Below are 5,597 nucleotides of genomic sequence, written 5' to 3'. Positions count from 1 at the left end.
CGTCAGGGATGTCGCCGCCACATTCGGCCTCGACCCCGCGGGCGAGATATCGGGGCTCCTCGAACGGCGCGATACCTGGTCCGGACGCTCCGTGCTGTGGCCGGTCGTCGGCACCGATCTGAAGATACCCGTCGACCTGGCGGCGCTGCCTGTCTATGGGCGCAGCCGCGCCTTCGAGGGTTTCCGCGGCTTCGGCGTTGCCCGCGCCAGCGACGCGGTCGTCGATCCGGAGGCCATCGGCATGGCGCTGGTGCCCAATGGCCGGGCGCCGGCAACGCCGGAACCGCAAGTCATCCAACCCGCGCCCGAACAGCCGAACGCTGAGGAGCCCAGGGCCGAGGACGCTCAGGCATCGGATCCGTTCAAGGGCGAGGTGCCGGCGCTGACCATCGTGCCGAAACAGGAGCGGCGCTTTGCCGACAAGGTGATCCGGCTCGCCGAACATCGCCAGCCAGCCAACGACAAGGGCCTCTCGACCCTGGAACGCAGCGCCTTCCGCGAAATCGGCGAGCGGCTGAAGAAGGAGAGTGCTCCGGTCGAGCCACCAGAGACTGAGACTGCTGAGGCGTCGGCAGCGGAGACCGAGGCTCCGGTCAAGGCGTCCGACGACCCGATGCGCACCGGCGGCATCCCTGCGTCAGGGCCAGAGAACGAACCGGTCGAGCCATCCGAGACCGATGTCGATGCCGAAGACGAGCAGGATCTGGCACGGCTTGACGGTCACCCGGACGAAGCGGCTCGTGAAGCCCCCCCTGGGATGAATGTGACGGGCTCGTTGCTGGACTATGCCGGCCAAGATGACGAACGTGGCCCCGTGGCGGCGGAACCAGAGAACACCGCTGCGGTTTCGCCCGGCGAAGAGCCTGAAGCCACTGACGCGACACATGATGTCCTCGATGACGACAGCATGACGTCAGCAGATTTTCGCGATGCCGAAGACAGCGAGGATTGGGCGCAGCCCGACGAGGAAGCCGCATCGCCTGACGAGCAGGCGGTTGCCGCGCAGGCCGTCAATGCAGGCGACGCTGCGGAAATACGCGTCGAGCGCCCTCGCCTGCAGGTTCCGCCGCTCAAGGCCGAAGGGTTCGTGCCGTCGGCGTTTTCCGCCGGAGATGAACACAAGGCCCCGGACACGTCGCTGCTCGGTAAGCTGCCCGTGCCGCTGCTCATCCATTCCGGAGACCAGTTGCACTATGCGAACGAGGAATTCCTCAGCCTGACCGGCTACGAGGCGCTCGACGATCTGGCGGATGCCGGCGGCCTCGGCGCGTTGTTTGCCGACCCCTATGCCGACGACGGCGTTTCCGACGGCACCGATCGCGCGCTGCGGTTGAAGACGCGTGATGGACAGGAATTCCCGATCGAGGCCATTTTGCGCTCTGTCCCCTGGCGCGACGGCAAGGCGCTGATGCTGGTCGTGCGACGCTCCGGCGAGGATGATGCGCCGGCGAGCCTGCATGTGGTTGGCGACGAGCAGACGCAGCCGGATATTTCCGAGCTCAAGGTGCGCATCGCCGAGATGCGCACCATTATCGACACCGCCACCGACGGCGTCGTGCTGATCGGCCGTGACGGCACCATCCGATCGATCAGCCGGCCGGCCGAAGCACTGTTCGGCTTCGACAGCGACGATGTGACCGGCAAGCCGTTCGCCTCGCTGTTTGCCATCGAAAGTCAGCGCGCGGCACGCGACTATCTCAACGGACTGTCCGAGCCCGGCGTGGCGAGTGTCATGAACGACGGCCGTGAGGTGATCGGTCGCGAATCGCAAGGCCGCTTCATTCCGCTGTTCATGACCATCGGCCGGCTGCCCAACGACAGCGGCTTCTGCGCCGTCGTTCGCGATATCACGCAGTGGAAGCGGGCCGAAGAGGACTTGACGCAGGCACGTGCGGTGGCCGAGCGCGCGTCCTCGCAGAAGACCGATTTCCTCGCCCGCATCAGCCACGAGATCCGCACCCCGCTCAACGCCATCATCGGCTTTTCCGAACTGATGGTCGACGAGAAGTTCGGACCTGTCGCCAACGACCGCTACCGCGACTATCTGCGCGACATCAACCGCTCGGGCAATCATGTGCTCGACCTGGTCAACGACCTGCTCGACATCTCCAAGATCGAGGCCGGCCAGCAGGAGATGGCCTATGAGGCGGTGTCGCTCAACGACACGCTGGCCGAGACGGTGGCGATGATGCAGCCGCAGGCCAATCGCGAACGGGTCATCATCCGCTCCAGCTTCGCTTCGCGGCTGCCGGAAGTGGTGGCGGACCTGCGCAGCGTGCGCCAGATCGCGCTCAACATCCTGTCGAATGCCATCCGCTACACCCAGGCCGGCGGCCAGGTGATCGTCTCGACCGCCTATGAGACGTCGGGCGACGTCGTCATGCGGGTGCGCGACACCGGCATCGGCATGAGCCATGCCGAGATCGAGCAGGCGCTGAAGCCGTTCAAGCAGATCAACGCGCTGAAGCGCGGACGCGGCGACGGCACCGGGCTTGGACTGCCTTTGACCAAAGCGATGGTGGAAGCCAACCGTGCCCGGTTCACCATCAATTCGACCCCGGGCGAAGGCACCTTGGTCGAGGTCGCTTTTCCATCGACCCGTGTGCTCGCGGAATAGATCAGCCCTCCACGCTTCGATCCCGATAAAAAGAAAAAGGCGCCCAAAGGCGCCTTAAGAGATGGGATTGCTGTCACAACGGGGGCTTGAGCGAATTCGGATCCTCGGGGCTGAGGAACGGGATTTCTCCCTCAAGTTACCTGCGACTATCGACGCCGGACCTTAACAACCCCTTACCGGGGCGCCGGAAAATTTACGAATGTGTACCACTCATGAAATCTAGGTAAATTCTAGCGAGATATTTCGTTAACCATTCCGAAGTCACTTTTTCATACGTGTCGTTGCCTCAAAACCGGGCCACTTTTGAGCGACATGCATTAGCAGCTACTCGGCCAATTGCGGCAGGTTCTTGAACAGCTCAAGCGCCTCTGGATTGGCGAGCGCCTCCTTGTTCTTGATGGCGCGGCCATGCACCACGTCGCGCACCGCAAGCTCGGTGATCTTGCCCGACTTGGTGCGTGGGATGTCGGTGACGGCGACGATCCTTGCCGGCACGTGACGCGGGCTCGCGCCGCTACGGATTTTTGCCCGTATGCGTTTTTCCAGATCCTCGTCGAGCTGCACGCCGGCGGCCAGGCGCACGAACAGGATGACGCGCACGTCGTTGTCGAAGTCCTGTCCGATGCACAATGCTTCCAGGATCTCAGGCATCTGCTCGACCTGATTGTAGATCTCCGCCGTGCCGATCCTCACCCCGCCCGGGTTGAGCGTGGCGTCGGAGCGGCCATGGATGATGAGGCCGCCATGCTCGGTCCATTCGGCGAAATCGCCATGACACCAGACATTGTCGAAGCGCTCGAAATAGGCCGCCCGGTACTTCTTGCCATCGGGGTCGTTCCAGAAGCCGATCGGCATCGCCGGAAAGGCTTTTGCGCAGACCAACTCGCCCTTCTCCTGTCGGACCGGCCTGCCGTCGTCGTCCCAGACATCGACGGCCAGGCCGAGGCCGGGTCCCTGGATCTCGCCGGTCCAGACCGGCTGCGTCGGCACGCCGAGCACGAAGCAGGAGACGATGTCGGTGCCGCCGGAGACCGAGGCCAGATGTACGTCCTTCTTGATGCCGTCATAGACAAAGCGGAAATCTTCCGGCGACAGCGGCGAGCCGGTGGAGGAGATTGCCCGCACAGTGGACAGATCATGCGTGCGGATCGGCTTGAGGCCGGCCTTGCGCACGGAATCGATGAACTTGGCCGAGGTGCCGAGGAAAGTCATCTTCTCGGCATCGGCGAAATCGAACAGCACATTGCCGTCGGGGTAGAAGGGCGAACCGTCATAGAGCAGCAGCGTCGCACCCGAAGCGAGCCCCGACACCAGCCAGTTCCACATCATCCAGCCGCAGGTGGTGAAGTAGAAAAAGCGGTCGCCGTCGGTGAGACCGGCATGCAGCCGGTGTTCCTTGACATGCTGGATCAGCGTGCCGCCGGCCGAATGGACGATGCATTTGGGAATGCCGGTCGTTCCCGACGAAAACAGGATGTAAAGCGGATGCGAAAACGGCAGCGGCTCGAAGGCGACGGGCTTGCCGGCGAAGGGCGACAGCGCCTCTTCCAGCGCCACCGCCTTGTCGATGATCCCGGCGACATCGCTCGATGTGCCGAGATAGTCGACGACCAGGATCTTGCGGACAGTGCCGAGCTTGGCCGCGACCGCGGCGATCTTGTCGGCGACTTCGATCGCCTTGCCATTGTACCAATAGCCATCCGGCGCGATGAAGACGACGGGCTCGATCTGGCCGAACCTGTCGAGCACGCCCTGCTCGCCGAAATCGGGAGAGCAGGACGACCAGACGGCGCCGACCGAGGCGGCGGCCAGCATGGCGGCGACGGTCTCCGGCATGTTGGGCATCATGGCGGCAATGCGGTCGCCCTTCTTCACCTTGAGCGACAGGAAAAGCTGCTGCAGCCGCGAGGTCAGCGCGTGCAACTCGTTCCAGGACAGCCGGCGCTCGACCTTGTCTTCGCCGCGAAACACGATTGCGTCGCCTGAGCCGGTCTTCTTCAGCAGATTCCCGGCGAAATTCAGTGTCGCATCGGGAAAGAAAGAAGCGCCGGGCATCTTGTCGCCGTCGACGAGCAGCTTGTAGCCCTTGTCGCCGACGATGCCGCAGAAATCCCAGACCAGGCTCCAGAACCCTTCACGGTCCTCGACCGACCAGGCGTGAAGCTGCGAATACGAGGAAAACGCTACGCCGGCTTTGACTCCGGCGGCTTTGGTGAAGGCGGTCAAGGGTGCTGCGTCAATCTGGTCTTGCGTCGGGGTCCAGAGCGGTTGTTCGGCAGCCATGATCGTTCCTCCACGGTCGCCATCGCTTATGCATATCGCAGCGCAGCAGAGCAAGATTTTGTTCGGCTGATGCGACCAGATGTGCGCAAATGCCATCGCCGGGCCATAAAGACTTGAAATGCCTCAGCCCTAAGTCGTAGTGACAACTTGAAGTCGTAGTGACGGCCGGAAGTCCTGGTCACGACTGGAGTCGTGGTGACGACCGGGGCCGTGGTGACGACCGGGGTCGTGGTGACACCTGGGGTTACACCCGTCGGGCGATTGTCGGAATGGAAGCATACGGGGCCATATGCCATCATCTATGATCCGGCGCGGAATATGGGCGATCGGCGCTGCCGTGATCGTCGTCGCGCTGGTCGTTGCCGCCCTGCCGCTGATTGCCTCCACCCGTATCGTGCGCGACCGCATCGCCTGGGAAATGAGTGCGTGGAGCGGCTTCCGTGTCGCCATCGACGGTTCGCCGCGTATCGAGGTCTGGCCGACATTCCGCGCCATCCTGACCGATGTGACGCTGTCACAATGGACCGACACCGAGGCGCCGCCGGTGGTCGAGGCAGAACGGGTCGAGGTCGACCTTTCCGCCATGGCGGCCTTGCGCGGCGACGTGGTGTTTTCGACGGCGCGGCTGGTGCGGCCGACGATCCGGGTCCAGCGCACGCCTGCCGGCCTTTTCCTGCCCGCTGTCCCGACCGGCGGG

At 63.7% G+C, this 5,597-nt stretch carries 3 protein-coding genes; 2 read left to right on the top strand and 1 reads right to left on the bottom strand.

All coding sequences use genetic code 11. The features are described 5' to 3' along the window. On the top strand, positions 1–2,617 hold a 2,617-nt coding region (locus tag EOA22_RS22925), incomplete at its 5' end, for a histidine kinase dimerization/phospho-acceptor domain-containing protein (protein ID WP_127390237.1). 324 nt (positions 2,618–2,941) lie between these two features. Here EOA22_RS22925 and EOA22_RS22920 read toward each other — a convergent pair. Beyond that, complete coding sequence (locus EOA22_RS22920; protein ID WP_127390236.1) at positions 2,942–4,900, bottom strand: acetoacetate--CoA ligase; 1,959 nt, start codon at positions 4,898–4,900, stop codon at positions 2,942–2,944. A 289-nt stretch (positions 4,901–5,189) separates the two neighbouring features. Here EOA22_RS22920 and EOA22_RS22915 point away from each other — a divergent pair. Then, a partial coding sequence (locus EOA22_RS22915) for an AsmA family protein (protein ID WP_127390235.1) occupies positions 5,190–5,597 on the top strand: 408 nt, incomplete at its 3' end.

It is taken from the genome of Mesorhizobium sp. M7A.F.Ca.US.014.04.1.1, from assembly GCF_003998745.1.
Taxonomy (GTDB): Bacteria; Pseudomonadota; Alphaproteobacteria; order Rhizobiales; family Rhizobiaceae; genus Mesorhizobium; species Mesorhizobium ciceri.
The sequence above is the reverse complement of the archived record's forward strand: the minus strand, read 5'-3'. Positions and strand labels throughout refer to the sequence as shown.